We start from the raw sequence: 808 nt of genomic DNA on the forward strand, positions 1-808 counted from the left end.
GGCTGAGTGACCTGGTCCAGCAGCAGCATGCGGGGCACGGGCCGCTGGTGGAGGGTGAAGTAGCGGTGCAGGGCCAGGTGCGCGACGAGGTGATAGCCGACCCAGTTCTCGCCGCTGCCGATGCGCAGCAGAGGGACGATGCCTTCATCGGAGTCGGCGAGGACCGTCAGTTTCCGTACGTCGAGGCGGATGCTGCGTTTGCTGTGCTCGAGATTGAGTGCCTGGGCGTAGGCGGTCATGTCGGTGCTGATGTAGTTCAGCGCGTGATCGAGCCGGTCCTGCATGGCGTCGGTGTCGAGTTCGGCTTCGAGGTCGTCGACTTGGGCCTGGGCGAACGCTGCGGCTGCTCGCAACTGCAGGAGGCTGCCTTCGTAGGTGTCTCCGGTGTCCGGGAGCTGGCTGAGTTGGGCGTCGATCCGGCCGCGCAGGAAGGCCTGCTCCTCGGCCTGAGCGCGGAAGCGGTTCCGCCTGGCTTCCAGTTCGGCCAGTGAGTTGAGAGCTCCTTCGACTCCGCGGAGCTCCTCGCGGGCGGTGTCGGCCTGGTCGGTGAGTTCCCGCAGCGTCTGCTCGCGCCGGGGCCGCACGGTGTGCACGGAGGTGAGCTGGCCGCGGAGATCGTTGAGGGTCTGATTCATGTCTTCGACCGCGTGGTCGGGCTGCGGCAGGTGCGATCCGCACAGCGGGCACGCTGTGTCCTCTGCGCGCGGGCTGGTGCCGGCCGGGAGCAGGTCGACGGCGTGAAGGCGCGAGATGCCGCGCTGCACGACCTGGGTGTAGCTGTCTTCTGCGGCTTCCTGCCGTACAAGGA

Annotated in this window: 1 protein-coding gene; it reads right to left on the reverse strand. The window is 67.7% G+C overall.

From position 1 onward, the window contains the following. The coding region (locus CA983_RS44410; protein ID WP_208637196.1) for a DUF3732 domain-containing protein at positions 1 to 635 on the reverse strand (635 nt) is incomplete at its 3' end. Between the last annotated feature and the right edge of the window lie 173 nt (positions 636 to 808).

This window comes from Streptomyces swartbergensis (assembly GCF_002148965.1).
GTDB classification, from domain to species: domain Bacteria; phylum Actinomycetota; class Actinomycetes; order Streptomycetales; family Streptomycetaceae; genus Streptomyces; species Streptomyces swartbergensis.